Annotated in this window: 13 protein-coding genes; 11 read left to right on the forward strand and 2 right to left on the reverse strand. The window is 45.1% G+C overall.

Annotation, left to right across the window (positions count from 1 at the left end; translation table 11 throughout):
- Positions 1-90: 90 nt before the first annotated feature.
- Positions 91-3,021 carry an insulinase family protein gene (locus NSS67_RS11045; protein ID WP_339319572.1) on the forward strand — a complete coding sequence of 977 codons (2,931 nt, stop codon included), beginning with the start codon at positions 91-93 and terminating at the stop codon, positions 3,019-3,021.
- 748 nt (positions 3,022-3,769) lie between these two features.
- Here NSS67_RS11045 and NSS67_RS11050 read toward each other — a convergent pair.
- A complete protein-coding gene (locus NSS67_RS11050; protein WP_339319573.1) occupies positions 3,770-4,633 on the reverse strand; it encodes an AraC family transcriptional regulator in 864 nt (287 codons plus the stop codon).
- Between the two features lie 167 nt (positions 4,634-4,800).
- Between NSS67_RS11050 and NSS67_RS11055 the strand changes: the two genes are divergently transcribed.
- From NSS67_RS11055 to NSS67_RS11090, 8 genes are all read left to right on the forward strand, one after another.
- Positions 4,801-5,631, forward strand: coding sequence for an amidohydrolase family protein (locus NSS67_RS11055; protein WP_339319574.1), 831 nt, complete (start codon positions 4,801-4,803; stop codon positions 5,629-5,631).
- A gap of 29 nt (positions 5,632-5,660) precedes the next feature.
- Entirely contained in the window at positions 5,661-6,626 is a 966-nt protein-coding gene (locus NSS67_RS11060; RefSeq protein ID WP_339319575.1) for an aldo/keto reductase, read from the forward strand.
- Complete coding sequence (locus NSS67_RS11065) at positions 6,626-7,648, forward strand: zinc-binding alcohol dehydrogenase family protein (protein ID WP_339319576.1); 1,023 nt, start codon at positions 6,626-6,628, stop codon at positions 7,646-7,648. Before NSS67_RS11060 ends, NSS67_RS11065 begins: the two co-directional genes overlap by 1 nt.
- A gap of 210 nt (positions 7,649-7,858) precedes the next feature.
- A complete protein-coding gene (locus NSS67_RS11070; RefSeq protein ID WP_339319577.1) occupies positions 7,859-8,848 on the forward strand; it encodes an ABC transporter permease subunit in 990 nt (329 codons plus the stop codon).
- 27 nt (positions 8,849-8,875) lie between these two features.
- On the forward strand, positions 8,876-9,763 hold the full coding sequence (locus tag NSS67_RS11075; RefSeq protein ID WP_339319578.1) for a carbohydrate ABC transporter permease: 888 nt from the start codon (positions 8,876-8,878) through the stop codon (positions 9,761-9,763).
- 94 nt (positions 9,764-9,857) lie between these two features.
- Complete coding sequence (locus tag NSS67_RS11080) at positions 9,858-11,450, forward strand: extracellular solute-binding protein (RefSeq protein ID WP_339319579.1); 1,593 nt, start codon at positions 9,858-9,860, stop codon at positions 11,448-11,450.
- Positions 11,451-11,583: 133 nt separating this feature from the next.
- The gene (locus NSS67_RS11085; RefSeq protein WP_339319580.1) at positions 11,584-13,344 is read left to right on the forward strand and encodes a sensor histidine kinase; all 1,761 of its coding nucleotides are present in this window, start codon (positions 11,584-11,586) and stop codon (positions 13,342-13,344) included.
- On the forward strand, positions 13,344-14,108 hold the full coding sequence (locus NSS67_RS11090; RefSeq protein WP_339319581.1) for a response regulator: 765 nt from the start codon (positions 13,344-13,346) through the stop codon (positions 14,106-14,108). The genes NSS67_RS11085 and NSS67_RS11090 overlap by 1 nt, the downstream gene beginning before the upstream one ends.
- Here NSS67_RS11090 and NSS67_RS11095 read toward each other — a convergent pair.
- Entirely contained in the window at positions 14,105-14,938 is an 834-nt protein-coding gene (locus tag NSS67_RS11095; RefSeq protein ID WP_339319582.1) for an AraC family transcriptional regulator, read from the reverse strand. The genes NSS67_RS11090 and NSS67_RS11095 overlap by 4 nt on opposite strands.
- Positions 14,939-15,125: 187 nt before the next feature.
- On the opposite strand from NSS67_RS11095, the gene NSS67_RS11100 reads away from it, so the two are divergent.
- A complete protein-coding gene (locus NSS67_RS11100) occupies positions 15,126-16,952 on the forward strand; it encodes a beta-L-arabinofuranosidase domain-containing protein (protein WP_339319583.1) in 1,827 nt (608 codons plus the stop codon).
- 4 nt (positions 16,953-16,956) lie between these two features.
- Complete coding sequence (locus tag NSS67_RS11105; RefSeq protein WP_339319584.1) at positions 16,957-19,320, forward strand: glycoside hydrolase N-terminal domain-containing protein; 2,364 nt, start codon at positions 16,957-16,959, stop codon at positions 19,318-19,320.
- Positions 19,321-19,427: the final 107 nt, after the last annotated feature.

A 19,427-nucleotide genomic window follows, 5' to 3' on the forward strand; every position in this document is an offset into this window, starting at 1 on the left:
CGGAATCCTTCTACTGATGGAATAATCGCCCAGGAATATGATAAGCTTCAGGGTAGAGTTATCTTATCCCTAAACAGAGGAGGGAAATCTATGAGCCGTTTGATCACAGGGAACATTTATTATGGATTTCAGGTCATTAATGAGGAATTTATCCGGGAGATCGAATCCACCGTATTCACGATGGAACATCTGAAGAGCGGCGCTAGGCTGCTGTTCGTGCAGAATCAGGATGACAACAAGGTGTTCAGCGTAAGCTTCAGAACCCCACCGGAGGACAGTACAGGGGTCTTTCATATTTTGGAGCATTCCGTATTATGTGGTTCAGAGAAATATCCGGTCAAGGAACCTTTTGTTGAATTGCTCAAGGGTTCGATGCAGACGTTCCTGAACGCATTTACATTTGGGGATAAGACGATGTATCCGGTGGCCAGCCGAAACGATCAGGACTTCTCCAATTTGATGGAGGTATATCTGGATAGTGTCCTTCAGCCGAATATTTATAAGCAGCAAGAAATCTTTGAGCAAGAGGGCTGGCATTACGAGCTTCAGCATCCCGAAGATGAGCTTATCTATAAAGGCGTGGTCTACAACGAGATGAAGGGTTCTTATTCCTCACCGACAACGGTATTGATGGACAGAATCAAAAAGTCATTGTATCCGGACACGATCTATCGCCATTCTTCAGGTGGAGATCCACAGGAGATTCCTGCGCTTACGTATGAGCAGTTTCTTAAGGCGCACAGCAATTATTATCATCCGTCCAACAGTTATTTTTATCTCTACGGAGACGTCAATATTGAAGAGAAGCTGCAATTTATAGATCAGGAATATCTTGGGTCTTATGAACGAAACAGCTTTGATACTTCCATTCCCCTACAACAGCCAACCGGCATGACGGAGCTGGTAGCGGATTATCCGATTCTGGAAGCAGAGACAGCCGCCGATAAGACGTATTTGAGTCTGAATTATGTGATTGGAACCTCTACAGATCGGGAACTGAACCTAGCTTTTGATATTTTAAAAAGCATGCTGATGGACAGCAACGCAGCTCCGCTCAAGCAAGCCTTGCTCGAAAGCGGTCTGGGCAAAGACGCGTTTTCTTTTTATTCCGACAGTATGCTTCAGCCACTGCTTGGCATTACACTAACGCATTCCAATGCCTCCTCCAAAGATGCCTTCGAGGAGCTGGTGAAGACTACATTAAAACGTTTGGCCCAGGACGGATTAGATGAGAAGCTGGTGCTGGCAGCGGTCAACAGCAAGGAGTTTGAACTGCGGGAAGCTGACTTTAGCCGGTATCCGAAGGGTCTAACTTACAATATCGAAATAATGAAATCCTGGCTCTATGATGGTCAGCCGTCCACCCATATGGTCTATGAAGAGGTGTTCACTGCCATTCGAGAAAAGCTAGCGGACCGTTATTTTGAGAAGCTGATTGAGGTCTATTTGTTGAACAGTGATCATTGTAGTGTGGTGGTGTTAAATCCGTCCAAGACGATTGCAGCCGAAAAGGAAGCATCCACTCAGCGTCAATTGAGTGAATACAAAGCCTCACTGCAACCAGACCAGCTGGAGCAGCTTGTTCAGAGCACACAGCATCTTCTCGCGCGGCAGAGTCGTGCGGATGCAGCTGAAGATTTGCAGAAGCTTCCGAGCTTGTCCCTACAGGACATTAACCGCAGCGCTGAACCACAGGTGCCGACCTATGAACATACCTATGAGGGCATTAAGCTGATCCACCATGAGGTATCTACCCACAAGATTGCCTATTGCAAGCTTTTTTGGGATACGGGGGTTGTAGCTCCTGAGCGAATACCATATTTAGTACTACTAGCAGAGGTGTTGGGCCAAATGGAAACGGCCTCCTTTAGCATTGAAGAGCTTACCAGCGAAATTGGAATCAAAACCGGGGGCATTTATTTTAGGAATGAGATCTTTGGCGCTGCAAAAGATACCGGGACGAATTATCAGCCTAAATTCACTGCGCAGGTGAAGGTGATGGCGGGGCATATTGGCGAATCGCTGGATCTATTGCGGGAGATGCTCTACACTAGTGCGCTCGACAACCTGACCAAGCTGCATGAAATCGTCCGCCGGGAAGCCTCGCAGATGGAATCGATTCTGAATCAAAGAGGGAATGACATTGCCGCCAGCCGCCTGATATCTTATTTCTCGGACATGGGGGCGTATCAGGAACAACAGGGCGGGGTCGCCTATTATCGTTTTATCCGCGAGCTTGCCAAGACGTTCGATCAGCAGGGAGCCCAGGTGGCAGACACGCTGAAGGACATCTGTGCGGTTTTATTTAATAAAAAGAATTTAATCATCAGCGTGACCGGAACGCCTGATTTGTATGAAGAATTCGCCCTTAATGTAGCGAAGCTGGATATCCAAGATCGGCCAGTGGTGAATATGTCTAAGATTACGGCGCAAGGACTTGCGGATAATGAAGGATTCATGTCTTCCAGCCAGGTGCAATATGTGGTCAAGGGATACGACTTCACTAAGCTAGGATTCACGTATTCTGGCAAAATGCAGGTGCTCAAAAAAATCCTGAGCCTCACCTATCTGTGGAATGCCGTACGTGTGAAGGGCGGTGCGTATGGCGGAAACCTGATTCTGCGCAGAGATGGGATGATGCTGTTCACCTCCTACCGTGACCCGAATTTGCAAGAGACGCTGGAGGTTTATGATCAGGCGTATCGTTTTGCTGAGGGGTATGAAGCAGATCAAGGCGAGATGACCAAAGCGATCATCGGCACCTTGTCCATGCTGGACCAGCCGCTGAGTCCCAGCGCACAGGGACGGCGGGCCGACCGGCATTATTTTGAACAGGTGACCGGAGCCGAGCTACAGCAGGAACGGGATGAAATTCTGTCGACCACACCGGATGACATTAGACAGTACGCCGATTTGCTTAAGACTGTGACGGAACAGAATTACTTTACTGTAGTCGGCAATGCGTCCAAGCTGAAATCGGCACAAGGAATATTCGGAAGTTTAGAGGAGCTTGTGAAGTAACAGAGTTACGAATGGACTATAGGCCAAGAAATTTTCTTGGTCCTGTAGTCTTTTTTAATTTGACTAACCAGCAATCATCCTCCGGAGAAGAAACCTGCAAAAGGCGGAAGGATGGCTAAAGCAAGAATTCTTGCAAATCTGCAGGAACCCTGCTGAAGTGTTGGTTTTATTCAAGATCTTTAAAGGACAGGGGTCAATATTCTGCTGGTGGCCATGGGAGCCCTGTTTTTAATTAAGCACATGCCTCTTTGGGACGGACCGAGCGGACCTTATATCCTCCGAAATGCATGTTTTAGTCGAACTTACGGACAAATGTATGCGAAAAACTGAACACAATGTGCCGGCGGCAACGTAAAAGAGCCAAATGTATGCGAAAAACCGAATACAATGTGCCGGCGGTAACGTAAATGAGCCGAATGTATGCGAAAAACTGAACACAATGTGCCGACTGTAACGTAAACGAGCCAAATGTATGCGAAAAACCAAATACAATGTGCCGCCAGAAACGTAATCGAGCCAAATGTATGCGAAAAACCGAATACAAAGTGTCGCCAGTAACGTAAACGAGCCAGCGCCGTTATCCGCCCCAAATCACCCGGGAATGGGCTTGTTATTAGGGAATAAATGCAATACGGTCAGTCCCTCGGAACCTCACTACGATGGTGTATATGGATACGAGTATGGAATTACGAATGTACCTCAGCTTGTATCTCGACCTCCAAGGATGCCGGCAGGCGTTTTTCTTATATCAAAAGGCATTCTTCCTATACACACTAGGAGTAACACCGGTTAATGATTTAAATACGCGGTAAAAATGAGTGGGGGTATCATATCCACAATGTTCTGCAATAACATTAATGTTGTCCTCGGTTTGAAGAAGCATTTCTTTGGCTCTAATCATTCGTTTGGCGTTTATATAGTTACTCACATTCATTGTGGTTAACTGTCTAAAGACTCGAGAGAAATGCGAAGCAGAGACATTGGCGTGTTCTGCGAGATTAGAGAGGCTGAAATCAAGCTCCGGATGTTCATCAATCTGCTCTAAAGCCTCCATCATCCAGGAAGGGGCCATCCTAAGACTCTTGTTCGGATTTCCATTTTCAGTCAGAATGAGCCGATTGATCTGTAGCAATAGCTGGCATGTTATTAGCCGAATGGCTTCATGATAGCCAGTTCTGCGCTCTTCTATTTCCTTTACCATATCTTCCAGAGCTGCTTCTGTGATAGATTTCAAAGGGTCCTGCAGCTCCAGTCTGTAGGACTTTTTTTTGCGGGCAAAATCATAACATAGCAGGCTGGAGTAAGAATCATCCAGAGGTTCCGTGGTGAGGAGAGTAGGAGCAAAGTACAGCGCTGAAGAGACAATAGGATCATCGTTGTCAGGCAGGGAATGGTGGATTGTGTTACCTGGAATGATAAATAAATCCCCACTTTTTTTCTCATACCATGTATTGTCGATAAAGAAAGTCCCTTTCCCCTGATATACATAGACGAGTTCATATCGGTCATGCAGATGGTCCGGAAGCTCATTATCCTGTTTTTTTATATTTTTATGATTAATTTCAAACGGAAACAGCGGGTCTCCGAAAAAAGGCTTGCGGAAAGGTTTCACTACGGGTTCCTCCTTAACATGGATAAGCGCTCAATTGCACAATATCAAATAATGTTATAAAAATGCAAGATATAGCGATTACATTACTATTTGCATCTGATATACAATGAGTTCATATCTTAGTTCATCACTTAAATTGATTTTCTCGGAAGAGGTGTAACTAGCGGATGCGTATTGATGCTCATCAACATTATTGGAAAATTGACCGCGGTGACTACGGCTGGATTACGCCAGAGCTGCCTGTATTATACCGGGATTTCCTCCCGCTTGACCTAGAGCCGCTGCTCAATAAGCACCATATGGACGGGAGTATCATTGTCCAAGCTGCACCAACGGTTGAGGAAACTAATTATATCTTGACGCTTGCAGACGAATCATCCACTGTACTCGGTGTCGTCGGCTGGCTGGATTTATTCAGCGCTGATCACCGGCGGCATTATAATGAATTACGTCTTCATCCTAAGTTCAAGGGGTTCCGGATTATGATCCAGGACATGCCGGATGCTACCCGTATCTTAGAGCCAGCATTTGTGAATGCACTTCGCGGCTATGCGGCGGAGGGAGTGCCGGTGGATCTGTTGCTGACGTCACAGCAAATGGAGCCGGTGTTGGAGCTGCTGCGGCAGGTGCCGGATCTGCGCGGTGTTATTGACCATCTCGCCAAACCTCCAATCCATAGCGGCGAGCTTGAGCCTTGGTACCACTATTTAGCGGGAATATCGGCGTTCCCTGGCATCTATTGCAAATTATCCGGGATGGTCACGGAAGCTGGTCAAGACGGGTGGAAGAAGGAAGACTTCGTTCCATACATCCGTGGGGTACTGGAGCTGTTCGGACCGGAGCGGGTAATGTTTGGCAGCGACTGGCCGGTATGCTTGCTTGCCGCTGAATATGATGAAGTCATGGATATACTGCTTCATGCTCTTCCGGAAACTTGGGGTGAACATGAACGTGAACGTTTATTTGGAGGTAATGCTAAGGAGTTCTACAAACTTTGAAGCGACTTTAAGGATGGGGTGATTCTGAAATGAAGTATCGTAAATTAGGAAATACAGGGCTGGAGGTTTCCGCACTAAGCTTTGGCGCATCGTCAATTGGCTCAGTGTTCCGTCAGACGGATGACAATGAGAGTATCTGCACTGTACATGCAGCCATTGATGCAGGCATTAATTATATCGACGTATCGCCTTATTATGGTCTGACCAAAGCGGAGACAGTACTTGGTAAGGCAGTACAGCAGCTACCGCGCGACAAATTTCTTTTGTCGTCTAAGGCTGGTCGTTACGGTGAGAACACCTTCGATTTTACTGCAAAACGCATCTTTAGCAGTGTGGAGGAGAGCCTATCGCGGTTGAACACAGATTATTTGGATATTTTGTTCCTGCATGATATTGAATTCGTGCCGGCTAAAATTATTCTTGAAGAGGCTGTGCCTGCGCTGCATAAGCTGAAAGAACAAGGTAAGATCCGCTTCTGTGGTATCAGCGGTCTACCGCTGCAGCTCTTCGAAACGCTCCTTCCGCAGATTGAGGTTGATGCAATTCTCTCCTACTGTCATTACTCCCTTAACGATACTTCTTTGCTTGATCTCCTGCCGCTGCTGAATCAAAGAGGTGTGGGGCTGGTCAATGCTTCGCCGCTGTCCATGGGACTGCTAAGTACCCACGAGACAGCCGATTGGCATCCTGCAAGCAGTGAACTGAAAGCGGCTTGCCGGAAGGCCGCAGAGTACTGTGCATCTCAAGGTGCTGACATCGCGAAACTGGCTGTTCAATATTCAACTGAACATGAGGGGATTCCAACTACACTGGTTAGTACGGCCAATCCAGATAATATCATTAAGAATGCCGCTTGGACCGACGAGCCGCTGGATAGAGGATTTCTTAAGGAAGTACTAACAATTCTGGAGCCGATCCATAACGATACTTGGGTGAGCGGACGGATGGAATACAATGGACATCTTACCCAAAGTGAAGGGAGTGGTATCCTATAATGAAAGGCATTGTCTGCGAAGAAATAGGCAAATTTACCTTCCGGAATGATTTGGAGGAGCCTGTACTTGAAGAAGGACAGGCGATTGTCCGAATCCGCCGGATCGGCATCTGCGGAACGGACTTACATGCCTACCAAGGGAATCAGCCTTATTTCAGCTATCCTCGTATTCTGGGGCATGAGCTGTCGGGGATCATCGTGGCAGTTGGGACTAATGATGCAGGCCTAAACAGCGGTGATCAAGTCAGCATCGTTCCTTATATGCACTGTGGCGAGTGTTCCGCTTGCCACAGCGGCAAAACGAACTGCTGCAAGAACATGAAGGTGTTCGGTGTTCATATTGACGGTGGGATGCGGGAACGGGTATCCATTCCCATTGGCCATCTAATCAAGACAGAAGGGCTAACCTTGGATCAATCCGCCATGCTGGAGCCGCTTGCGATCGGTGCACATGCAATAAGGCGTTCTGGGCTAGCTGCTGGTGATACCGTGCTAGTTATCGGAGCGGGCCCCATCGGACTTGGCATAATGGCGCTTGCCAGATATGCAGGTGCCAAGGTTATCGCGATGGATGTCAATGATGAACGGCTTGCCTTTTGTGGTTCTTGGGCTAAAGTGGAGCATACAGTTAGTGCACTTCAGCAGCCCAAGGAACAGCTTGCAGCTATTACGGGCAGTGAGGCTGCTACTGTCGTCATTGATGCTACCGGTAATGCATCATCCATGACAGGGGCATTTGATCTTGTTGCGCATGGTGGATCTTTGGTTTATGTCGGACTTGTAAAAAGCGATATTACCTTTAATGACCCGAATTTCCACAGTCATGAGATGACCCTGATGGGTAGTCGCAACGCAACGATGGAGGATTTCGACTACGTGCTGAGGGCGATCTCCGCTGGTTATGTTGACATCGATCGCTATATTACGCACCGCTCAGCTTTCAGCGACATGATTAATGTCTTTGATAGCTGGCTAAAGCCTGAGTCCAAAGTGATCAAGGCATTGCTTGAACTAAATGATTAATGTCAAAGACTAAACAAGAAGTTCTGTTACCATATTATAGCGACCTCGTCCGGTATTAACCGGAGAGGTCGCTATTTCTATTTCAAGTGAGATTATTTATTTATTTGTTTGTTCAATCAACCTTAATATCGGATACTTAGTGCTTATTAATGATCCGTATTTTGTAAATGTAAGCGATTATATAATAGGGTCAGAAGGGAGGTTGACAACATGTTGAAAACGAGAACGCTTACACCCTCATACCTAGAGAATACATCTCAACAAGAGGACACGTTCACAAAGCGGTTTCGCAAGCAAATCACAGTACAAATTTTCGTGTGGCTTGGACTACTGTTTTTGCTGGTGTTTTCTTATTTACCCATGTTTGGAATTCTAATGGCCTTTAAGGACTATAAGATCACCTCTGGTATAGCCGGGATTTTCACAAGTGATTGGGTAGGACTCCGATACTTTAAGGAATTAGTGAATGATTACAATTTTCCAAACCTGGTCCGCAATACTTTAGTGCTCAGCATACTCAAGCTGGTATTTTCATTTCCGGTACCCATTATACTTGCGATCATGCTGACAGAGGTTCGAAGTTCATTTGTGAAACGATTTGTCCAGACAGCCAGCTATTTGCCACATTTCATTTCATGGGTTGTCGTGTCGGGAATTGGTTTTGCATTCTTCTCTACCGAAACGGGGCTGATCAATAATGCATTGATGTCGCTAGGTCTGATTGATCAACCGCTTGATATTCTGACGAATCCAAATTCATTCTGGGGGCTGGCAGTTAGTACGGCAATCTGGAAAGAGGCGGGCTGGTGGACGATTATTTTCCTCGCTGCCATTGCTGGTATTGATCCCAGTCAGTACGAGGCGGCTCAAATGGACGGCGCTGGCAGACTGAAGCGTATTATGCATGTAACTTTACCGAATATGAAAGGCTCCATAATCGTCGTACTTATTTTATCCATCGGCAGTATTCTAGGGGGTGGATTGGTAGGTTCGAACTTTGAACAGGTGATGCTGTTTGGTAACGTATTGAACTCGGAAACATCGCAAATCATTCAAACGTACGCTTTCAATGCTGGACTTGCTCAAGGTAGATTTGCTTTTGCAACTGCTATCGATCTGGTGCAATCCTTCATCTCTGTCATTCTGATCGTATCAAGTAACGCCATCGCCAAACGCTTCTCAGGCTCTAGCCTCTATTAATTAGATGAAAGAAAGGGGAAACCTTTTATGAACGGGAGAAGAACGGTGGAGGACCGTGTTGTGGATACTGTCAATTATGTGCTGCTCTCCATCATTGCGTTTCTCACCTTGTATCCATTCTATTATGTGTTGATTGCTTCATTTAATGAGGGTGCTGATACAGCAAGAGGCGGATTGTATCTACTGCCCAGAGAGTTTACATTGGATAACTATTCATATTTCTTTCAGGATCCGAAGTGGATTAAGGCTTTCGGTGTAACTGTATTGCGGACTCTAATCGGCACAACTTTGTCAGTCCTGTTTACCAGCCTCGTGGCGTATGGTCTAGCAAGGAAGGATTTGATTTTTCGGAAGGTTTACTTCCTTGTTGCTATAGTGGCGATGAATGTTTCTGGTGGATTAATTGCCTATTATGTCGTGCTGAAAAGTCTTGGATTATTGAATACATTTGGTGTCTATGTCATTCCTAGCATGCTGAGCTTATTTTTTCTGCTGATCGCGATTTCATTCTTTCAGGAGATACCACCTGAACTTGGAGAATCGGCGCGTATCGATGGAGCGAGTGAGCTTCGCATTTTTGGAAGCATCGTACTTCCGGTTTCTCTGCCGCTGCTGGCAACCATGGGTTTGTTCTTAGGGTCCCAGCAATGGAATGCTTGGTTAGATTCGGCTTATTTCGTTCAGAATGATTCACTGCGGACGATCACATACCGGATGATGGAAGTCATTAATCAAACTATGATTTCAGCCAATACAAGCGCAAATGCGGCACAGTTTACGGCACAGCTACAAGTAACCCAATTTTCCGTACAAGTAACGGCTATGGTAATCTCTATTTTCCCAATTATGTGTGTCTATCCATTTTTACAAAAATATTTTGTGCAAGGCATGATGCTGGGCTCTGTGAAAGGATAAACAAGTAATCAATGGTGTGGATACGGAACAGTTTACCTATTCCGTTCTGCTCTGCTCTATGCCATTATAATAAGTACAAAGGGGATAAAATATCATGGGAAACAATAAAACAGCTAGAAAACCGGCGATGATTTTGTTAGCGGTTACAATCCTGGCTGGATTAATCACAGGCTGCAGCGGTAACAATAGTGAAAATTCTTCAACAAGTACTTCTGCCTCGGGAACAAGTGAAACTGAAAATAATACAAGCAGCACCGGAAAGATCGTGGAGCTTAAACTCTTTGTCGACCAGCCATGGTGGCCGCTCAAGGATTGGTCGGGAAGCATTCCGGAAGAAATTACGAAGCAAACTGGTGTGAAACTGAACATTACGGTGGCAACGGACGAGAAACAGCTTCCACTGATGATCGCATCCGGAGATCTTCCGGATTTAGTGGTTACCGGTACGAATGCACAGCTTAAGCGCCTGGCTGATCCTAGTTTGAGCTACAGCTGGCAGGAGTTAATCGATAAATATGCACCTGATTTCAAAATAGATCCTCAGTACATTGCGGTGAATACGGCGGATGATGGCAGCTATTACACGATCCGCAACAATTTCTCCACTAGTGCAGAGTGGAAGGCGAATGAAAAATATGCACTGAATACCGGTGCTGGTATCTCTGTCCGTTCCGATATTATGGAAGAGTTAGGAAACCCAAAGGTTGAAACCTTGAGCGATTTAAATAATCTGTTTGCTAAGGTCAAAGACAAGCATCCAGAAATGGTACCGCTTGTTCTGAACCCGAACCCTGCTTGGGCAAAAGGATATTTTGCTACCCAATTTGGCGCAGAAAAAGAAGGATTTGGCGATAAGGAAGGACAACTAGTTCATACTCTTCGAACGCCAGAGCTGGAAAAGATGTACCTATACATGAATGAGCTTTACCGCAGCGGCTATGTTAAAGCGGAGAATTTCGCCTACAAAAATGAAGATCAAGCAAAGCAGATCATGACTAGTGGTAAAGGATTCGCTTACGCTTGGACGATTGAAGGTGCTGACCGGTTGACATCTGAAACTAAGGCGTCTGGGTATAAATGGGTGCAGCTACCGGTTAAGATTAGCGATACGTTCAAAGTCGAAAATTACGGCAGCGGTTGGCAGGGCGTATTTATCAGCAAAAACAATAAAAATCCAGAGGCCTCCATTAAACTGATGCAATTCCTAATGTCCGAAGAAGGACAACGATTGGCTTTGTGGGGAATTGAAGGCCAAGATTACAAGATGAGTGATGATGGAGGTTATCCGGTCTTCACATATGATCGTTCCAGCGATGAAGTGAAGAATGAAAAAGGAATCTATTGGTGGGGGCTGCTGGCTGGCAGCGCGGTTAATGAAGCACTCGGCAATTATGTTCCTGGTACAGAGACTACGAAAGCTAGTCAACAACTTAGTGAGCTGATAACCTTTAAACCAGAGGTAGGATTAGTTCAGCCGGCTGCCGATTCTCAGGAAGAAGTTATTAAGAATAATATTGCCACTATGATGCAAACGGAAGAAGCCAAAATTTATTTGGCGACATCCGAGGAAGAGGCTAAAAAAGCATTTGCTAATATGGCGCAGCAGGCTGATAAAATGGGACTGGAAAATCTTGAGACATGGGCCAATACCAAGTATGCTGAAGTGAAAGGGAATTTCAACCAGTAATCCTTAATAAGGCAGAGGCGGCGGAGCGATGCCCAGCCGCTCTTCTCCTTTTATGCGAAATGTCTGGCTGTCGGTTAAAAGACATAAGTGAGTGAAAGTGGTGGATTAGATGGGGTTGTTTTACAAAATTATAATGAAAATTCGCCAAATGCGCATTGTCCAGAAGCTGATTGTCGGATATTTTCTTTTGATCTGCCTCCCTTTTGCGTTGTTCGGTTATCTCTTTTACCGGCAAATGATTGATAACCTTCTAGATCAGTATTTGGCCGGAAGACAGCAACTGATGGAGCAGGTATATGGAAATTTGGAAATTGAGCTGTCCAAAATCGAATCTAATTATTCGTTATTTCAAAACAACGCCAATCTAACTGACTACTTAAATGGGACATATGAAGCAGACTGGGAGATGGTCTATAACTATCGGAAAGAGATAGGCCCAACCTTTTCTTTTGTGCTGTCGGGTAATCCTGTTGTGAAAGAAATTAGAATATTTAAGCGTAACGAGTCAGTATTAGAGCTTCCTCCTGATATTATGGATTTTCGTGCTTTCGACGATCCACGACATGCGGAGGCGATTCTGGCGCTCCCGCCCAATAGGGGCCTATGGACATATGATGTGGGGAAAAATGGCGACCTGCCCATTATATCCTACACCCATAAGCTATATAACGATTCCTACAGCCGTGATCTTGGTCTACTCCAAATAACAGTGAATGAAGAACTGATCGACCGTTTTTTTCAAACGCTTCAAACAGAAGACGAAGTGTGGAGCATGGTTTCCGACAGTAATCAGCAGGTCGTTTATTCGCAGCGGCCGCTTGTCTGGAGTGACGAGGAGATGACCTCCATATTAAAGGGCCTTAGGAATTCAGGTGTACAAAGCTATTACGTCGACGATCACAAGTATCTTTTGAATGCTACCCATGTACAAAAATTAGGACTGACGATGATGGAAATCAGCAAAGTTGGCCCTATACTCGATTTAAGGGCAAAGCAGGCTAGTACAATCATAGTCGGACTTATTTCGCTAGGCGTGCTCTCCTTGTTTTATTTTGCTGTCGCTACGTCGATCACTTCCCGTATTTTAAAGCTCTCACGGCATATGAAGCGTGTAGACGATCCCCGGCTGGCGCTTTACCCGGGAGCACCCGGAACGGATGAAGTTGGTTTTCTGATTATGTCTTATAACAAGATGATCTATCGTATGGATATGCTTGGTCAGACTGTGCATCGGGTGGAGTTGATGAAGAAGGAAGCCGAGATCAAAATGCTGCAGGCACAAATCAAACCACATTTTCTGTACAACACGCTGGAAACGATGCGAATGATGGCACTTATGAAAAATGATCAGGAGTTGGCTGAAGTCGCATTCACTCTCGGTAATTTGCTGCGGTATAGTCTCACTAAAGATAAGGATGAGTCTACGCTTTTTGATGAGATGGAGAATGTCCGCAACTATATTGCTATTCATAAAGTTCGAATGGGAGAACGCCTTCATTTCGAGCTAGAAATTCATGGAAATGCTCTGGATCTTACTTGTCCTAGGTTCATTTTGCAGCCGATAGTCGAGAACAGCATTCTTCATGGACTTGGAAAAATCAGGGGGAAAGGTGTCATCAACCTGACTATCAATGAAATGCCCGACTTTGTCATCATTCGGATTAGTGATAATGGTGCAGGAATTTCCCAAGAAAAATTATCGCAGATTCGCTCTATACTTGATGGAGTTAACTCACAAGAGGAGATTTCTTCTTCAGGAGGGATAGGACTTCTTAACGTTAATGAACGAATCAAAGCATTTTACGGCGGGTCCTCGGGAATAACCATTGAAAGTGAAGGAGGAAAGAAGACCATTTTCATTATGCGTCTGGATAAAAGAAGGGAGGTACTCTAATGCTGAAATTAATGATCGTTGACGACGAACCTGTTATCCGTAATGGTTTACAGTATATGATTCACAGTGAGAACACACTGTTCACCGAGATCATAACTGCAACCGACGGTATTGAGGCGCTGAAGCTGATGGATGAGTTCCATCCTGATTTGCTGATTACAGATATTCAAATGCCGGAAATGGATGGATTAGAGCTTATCAGGGAAGCACAGCATAAGCAGGTGAAGCGCTTCGTTATTTTATCCGGTTATGATCATTTTGAATATGCGCGTCAAGCCTTACGACTTAAGGTTACGGATTATTTGCTTAAGCCCATCCATCAGAAGGACTTGGCAATTCTGCTTACTCGCACGGCCATTGAAATTATGAAAGAACGCGAGGAGGTAGCTGGGAGAGATGACGATGCTGAGAACGCAGCTCCGGGGGAACATCTTGCCAGTATAAAAAAATTCAAAGCATTCGTCCAAGCTAATTTTATGCGTGATTTGTCACTTGAAGAAGTTGCTTCGTATTTGGGACTGCATCCAAACTATGTCTGCAGTTTGCTTAAACGGGAGACCGGTATGACGTTTCTGTACTATTTGCGCTCTATACGAATGGACCAAGCAAAGGAAATATTGCTGAAGGCACGAGATGTCCCGATGGACCAGGTAGCCAGAAGCGTCGGTTATGATAATCCCCGCCATTTCTATAAGGTATTCAAGCAATATGAAGGCCAGACGCCGGGCAGCTTTCGGGAACAGGGTGGAAATAAAATTATTTAATAAATCCTACTTATATATTCTGACGGTGAACAGCCTTTTACCTTGCGAAATACCCTGCTGAAGTAAAAAGGATTTTTAAAACCTAGCACCTCGCTGATTTCAGATATGTTCATATTCGAATTGCGCATCATTCCAGCTGCTTTTTCCATGAAGATCTGGGAGTTATACATTTGAATGGTGAGACCTGTCTTTAATTTAAATATTTCACATAAGTAACTATAATTCATGTCAAGTGAAGCAGAAAGCTCCTGTGAGTGAAGTTCATAGTATTCTTTATGTTCAAGAAACTCAATGATTCTGCGTACCGTCCGGTCTGATTTGGTCAGCGGTGCTTGATGGAGAGCTTCTCTGAAGAGAGTAATAAAAAGCTCCATGGTTTGCAGACTGAGCGTGATGGCTCGAAGCGGATCGGTTGAATTATATAATTGAATCAAAGAATCAAGCTGTTTCTCAAGCTTCTCAGGCTGTGAAATCTTTCCCTGCTTGGGAAGCACAATGAACTTACGGTATTCTTTATATGGTTTATTCCATTCCTGTTCCGCTTCAGCATCGGAATTACTGATGAAATGAATCCAGTACCACGAAGTTCCTGCAGGCGTTTTAGGCTCTCCCCAGTGCTGCAGATTGCTTTTTAAGAATAGAAATTCTCCCTTGCTGATCACATATTCAGTATCTGCTTCCCAGACCTCCATTTGACCATCGGCTACGTATAGGAAAACATTCCAATCCAGCGTTCGAATCGGATGCGTATATAAATTTTTAGTCGTATAAAAACCCAAATCATGTATCTCTACTACTCTATCAAAATGTAACAATACGTTATTGTACAAGTTAAAGTCTCCTTTATAAAAAGAATATAGATTAATTGTAGATTTGTTCGCGAGTCTTGTCCATAAGATACAAAACCCAAAAATAATATATGTTTACCAAAGTGGATGAATTCAAAAATAGGATGCCTGTAATATAAAATATGGATGTGGATAATCTCCACTGCAATATCATTTTATTGAAACTGAGGTGTCCGATTTGTTTACCAACTTTGGACTTAATGAAGTAAGGCTGAGCGATAAAAAGTTTGCAGTTCGAAGAGCACTTGTTAAAAAGTACATCACTGAGTTTGACACTGACAGGCTTATGCATACGTTTAAAATCAATGCTGGAATGGAGTCATCAGTAGAGCCTTTGGGTGGTTGGGAAGCTGAAGATGGCGGTCTTAGAGGTCATTTTGTAGGACATTATCTTTCGGCTTGTGCTAAATTCGGATTTGGCGACCAGGATGAAAATTTGAAAGCTAAAGCAAATGAGATTATTGACATTATGGAATTATGTGCCAAGCCAAATGGATATGTGAGTGCTTTCGAAGAAGACAAGCTTGATATTCTGGAGCTTGAAGAAAATAGGAATGTATGGGCGCCATATTATACGCTACACAAAATAATACAGGGGTCGGTTGATTGCCATGTTTATCTGAATAGCTCCAAATCCTTGTCTCTGGCTTTAAATCTGGCGCGCTATATCCAAAGACGCTTTGAGAATTTATCCTTCTGGAAAATTGACGGCATTCTACGTTGTACGAAGGTTAACCCGGTGAATGAGTTCGGGGGCATAGGGGACGCGTTATACACACTGTATGACATAACAGGAGAACTCCAAATTCTTGATCTGGCCCATATTTTCGACCGTGATTATTTCATTGATCATCTGGCAGCCGAAGAAGATGTGCTTGAGAATCTGCACGCCAATACTCACCTGCCCATGATTATTGCTGCGATGCATCGTTATAACATTAGTGGGGAGGAAAAGTATAAGACAGCTTCTGTAAATTTCTATAATTACTTGCGGGGAAGAACGTTTGCAAACGGAAATAACAGCTCGAAGGCAACAGCCTTTATCAAAGATAAAGTATCTGAAAAATCAGAACACTGGGGAGCTTATGGCAAGCTGGAAGATGCACTGACAGGCGGTGAAAGCGAGAGCTGCTGTGCACACAATACAGAAAGGATCCTTGAGCGATTATTGGAATGGTCAGGATCAACCAAATATCTGGATCATATGGAATCACTGAAATATAACGCCATCTTAAACAGTGCAAGCGGAAAAACGGGTCTTTCCCAGTACCATCAGCCTATGGGAAGCTCAGCTTTCAAAAATTTCAGCAGTCCTTACGATTCCTTTTGGTGCTGTACCGCATCTGGTATAGAGGCTATGAGTGAGCTTCAAAGGAACATCTGGTTTAAAAGCGGTGATACATTGCTTCTAAATACTTTTATTTCTTCAACAGTGATCTGGAAGGAAATGAACGCTACAATCAATCAGCTTACAGCATTTCCTGACGGGTTAACATCCACGCTTGTGATTGAAGCTACCGAGCCTGTGGAGTTCAAGATAATGCTCAAGGAAAAAACAGTCAAAGCCGTGACAATCAATTCCGCCCCCTTTACTTATAAGAAGGAAAACGGATATATCGTTATAGAGCGTGTTTTTAATGATCAAGACACAGTCGAAATTGAAATTGAAGCTACCCTGCATTTAGTTCCGCTTAAAGGTTCTGAAAATCAGTCGGCAGTTATGTTTGGCAGCATATTGCTTGCTCAGCTTGGTCAATCTGCGCTTTTGCAGGACATTTCTAACCTTAATATCAATGACAAATTCACCAGACTGAAGAAGGAGACATTGGAATTTGTGGTGAATGATGTACTGGGTAATCAAGTGAAATTCATACCGCTATTCGAGATTGAGGAAGAAGAATATACGGTATATTTGGATTTGACAGGAAAATTAAATCAAAACAGCCAGTTTTCATTTGCCAAGGATGGAAGCGCTGCATATGAAGAAAAGGAGTAGAACGATGAAACTAACTTACCAGGAACCTGCGTCAAAATGGACCGAAGCCCTTCCTCTCGGAAATGGTAGACTCGGAGCTATGCTGTTTGGGGGGATTGAAGATGAACTGCTTCAATTGAACGAGGATACCCTCTGGTCGGGTGAGCCGAAGGACGGAAACAATCCTCAGTCTCTTAAGGTGATGACGGAAGTCCGCCGTTTAATTGATGAAGGGAAATATGTTGAAGCGGATGACCTCTGCAAACAAGCCATGGGACCCTATACTCAGTCCTATTTACCGCTGGGCGACCTTAGCATCCATCATTATCATGGAGGGTTGGCGACTTATTACGAACGTGAACTGGACTTGGAATCAGGGGCGGCTTCGGTATGTTACCGAATTGGCGGAGTAACCTATAAACGTAGTTGTTTCGTATCCCATCCAGATCAAGTGCTTGTTATGAAGCTGGAGGCAGATCAGCCGGGAAGGCTGAATTTTACAGCCAGACTGCGAAGCCCGCTCCGCCATCAGACCCATGCGGACACGGGACGCTACATCATGAAAGGCAAAGCCCCGGTGAATGTCGATCCGAACTATTACGATACGGATAATCCCGTTGTTTATGGCGAGGGCGGAACAAGGTTCGATGGGCGGATCGGTGTACATATCGAGGAAGGCCGCAGCTACACGGATGCTGATGGTCTACATGTGGAATCAGCAAATTCTGCCATCCTGATATTTAGTGCAGCGACCAGCTTTAACGGATATGATCGTAATCCGGCAACGGAAGGACGTGAGCCGTCAAGCATTGCCGAAGAGTTACTGGCAGCGGCTCTTAGCAAATCCTATAAGGAGTTGTGGAAACGCCATCAATCCGACTACACTGCATTATTCGCCAGAGTATCGCTTGATTTGGGACCCTCTGAGTATCCTGCAGACCTGCCGACAGATACCCGCGTAGCTGAATATGGCGGCAAGGACAGCAAGCTGGTGGAGCTGCTGTTCCAATACGGCCGCTATTTGCTCATTTCCAGTTCCCGTCCAGGTACGCAGGCGGCTAATCTCCAAGGCATCTGGAATAAAGAAATACGGCCACCCTGGAGCAGCAATTATACTTTGAATATTAATGCCGAGATGAATTACTGGCTGGCCGAAACCTGTAATTTGTCCGAATGCCACCAGCCGCTGCTGGATCTCACTGCAAATCTGGCACAGACAGGTGCCCGCACGGCAGAAGTGAACTATGGCACGAGAGGCTGGACCGCTCATCATAATAGCGATATATGGTGCCAGTCCGCTCCGGTGGGTGATTATGGTCATGGTGATCCGGTATGGGCCAGCTGGTCAATGGCCAGTCCGTGGCTGTGCCAGCATCTGTGGGAGCATTTCCAATTTAGTCGCGATCTGTCTTATCTGCGGGAAGTGGCTTATCCGATTATGAAAGAGGCGGCACTCTTCTGCCTCGATTGGCTGCAGGAGGAGCCGGATGGAAGTTTGATTACGTCTCCATCCACATCTCCCGAGCATATGTTCTATACCGAGGACGGTGAGTTGTCCGGGGTTAGCAAGGGAACAGCAATGGATCATTCCTTGATCTGGGAGTTATTCACCCATTGTATAACTGCTGGGGAAGTGCTCGATATCGATGGGCAACTCCGGGAGGAACTCGCAACCGCAATTGAAAAGCTTTTTCCCTTGAAGATTGGTAAGTACGGTCAGCTTCAAGAGTGGTTTGAGGATTTTGAAGATCAGGATGTGCAGCATCGGCATGTCTCCCATTTATACGGTGTTTATCCAGGCAACCAACTAACGGCGGAAGAGACGCCGGCACTATTCGCAGCTGCTAGACAGTCCCTTGAACGACGTACGGATAGTGGAACAGGTTGGAGTTTGGTATGGAAGATGAATCTATGGGCCCGTTTTGGTGAGGGGAACCGTGCACATAAGCTGATTGAAAAGGTCTTTAATCTTGTGCATACAGACAAAGGAAGTGTAACTGGCGGCGGCGTTTATCCTAATCTTTTTGGAGCACATCCGCCATTCCAGATTGACGGAAATTTCGGATTTACTGCAGGTGTTGCGGAAATGCTGCTGCAGTCCCATAACGGAGTCCTTCACTTGCTGCCGGCGTTGCCAGAAGCATGGGAGTCAGGAACTGTGAAGGGACTTAGAGCCCGCGGAGGCTTTGAAGTTGAAATTAGCTGGAAGAATCATCAGCTTGAGTACGCTCATATTCTTTCCAATCATGGCACTGAATGCCAAGTGGTCTCGGCTATCCCATTAACAGTGGAAACAAAAGAGGGTAACGTGGATATGGTAAGCAATGCTCAGGGGAGAATTAATATCCAAACCAACTGCGGAGTAACTTATATGTTTTGCCCATCATAGAAACATGCAGTCTATATAAAAACTCCTTCTCAGTCCTGTCTAAACGACAAGTGCTGAAAAGGAGCTTTTTCAATTTAGTTAGATCCTTGACAGTTAGAGTTCTAACT

Source organism: Paenibacillus sp. FSL R10-2734, assembly GCF_037963865.1.
Lineage (GTDB): Bacteria > Bacillota > Bacilli > Paenibacillales > Paenibacillaceae > Paenibacillus_AQ.

What these genes read in the sequence shown, in the direction of transcription:
- NSS67_RS11080 (WP_339319579.1), top strand. Translation starts at nt 9,858, where the DNA reads ATGGGAAACAATAAAACAGCTAGAAAACCGGCGATGATTTTGTTAGCG.
- NSS67_RS11065 (WP_339319576.1), top strand. Translation starts at nt 6,626, where the DNA reads ATGAAAGGCATTGTCTGCGAAGAAATAGGCAAATTTACCTTCCGGAAT.
- NSS67_RS11060 (WP_339319575.1), top strand. Translation starts at nt 5,661, where the DNA reads ATGAAGTATCGTAAATTAGGAAATACAGGGCTGGAGGTTTCCGCACTA.
- NSS67_RS11070 (WP_339319577.1), top strand. Translation starts at nt 7,859, where the DNA reads ATGTTGAAAACGAGAACGCTTACACCCTCATACCTAGAGAATACATCT.
- NSS67_RS11105 (WP_339319584.1), top strand. Translation starts at nt 16,957, where the DNA reads ATGAAACTAACTTACCAGGAACCTGCGTCAAAATGGACCGAAGCCCTT.
- NSS67_RS11085 (WP_339319580.1), top strand. Translation starts at nt 11,584, where the DNA reads ATGAAAATTCGCCAAATGCGCATTGTCCAGAAGCTGATTGTCGGATAT.
- NSS67_RS11055 (WP_339319574.1), top strand. Translation starts at nt 4,801, where the DNA reads ATGCGTATTGATGCTCATCAACATTATTGGAAAATTGACCGCGGTGAC.
- NSS67_RS11090 (WP_339319581.1), top strand. Translation starts at nt 13,344, where the DNA reads ATGCTGAAATTAATGATCGTTGACGACGAACCTGTTATCCGTAATGGT.
- NSS67_RS11045 (WP_339319572.1), top strand. Translation starts at nt 91, where the DNA reads ATGAGCCGTTTGATCACAGGGAACATTTATTATGGATTTCAGGTCATT.
- NSS67_RS11075 (WP_339319578.1), top strand. Translation starts at nt 8,876, where the DNA reads ATGAACGGGAGAAGAACGGTGGAGGACCGTGTTGTGGATACTGTCAAT.